Origin of the sequence: Cupriavidus sp. KB_39, assembly GCF_052114485.1 — a bacterium.
In the GTDB taxonomy this organism is placed as follows: Bacteria; Pseudomonadota; Gammaproteobacteria; order Burkholderiales; family Burkholderiaceae; genus Cupriavidus.
Genome location: NZ_JBFREV010000181.1, coordinates 1 through 525 on the forward strand (window position 1 = coordinate 1; position 525 = coordinate 525).

A 525-nucleotide genomic window follows, 5' to 3' on the forward strand; every position below is an offset into this window, starting at 1 on the left:
CAGGTCTACCTGCCGGACGGCCAGGTCTACCTGCCGGACGGCTACGTCCAGGCGCTGGCGACGCCCAACGGCGGCACGATCAGCGGGCAGAACGTCAGCCTGGACATCGACGGACAACTGCGYAACAGCGGCCAGATCACGGCTGGGGATCTGCTGCAGGTGAAGGCGGGCAGCCTTGACCTGAGCCCGAACGTGGTGGACATCGGTACGAATGCGTACAAGGCGCAGGGCGGCTGGAATGTGGTGACGGGCACGGTGGTGCAGCCGGGCGGCTTCCTGTCGGCGATGCGCATGGACATCGACGCCGGCATGATCCACGCGGTGAACGACGCCTTCCGCATCACCCGTGCCGACGGCACCGTGGACGAGGAAGCCAGCGCGGCACTGGTGGCGCAACTGAAGGAGAGCCTCGGGCTGAACTACACCGAGGACACGCTCCAGGACGACATCCACACCCGGTTTATCAAGKAAAAGAAGGGCTTCGGCATCATCGGCCAGATCGTGGCGATGGTGGCTGCGGTGGCG

Annotated in this window: 1 pseudogene; it reads left to right on the forward strand. The window is 65.8% G+C overall.

The features are described 5' to 3' along the window. Window positions 1–525: pseudogene (locus tag AB4Z27_RS29405) on the forward strand (hemagglutinin); the annotation flags it as partial.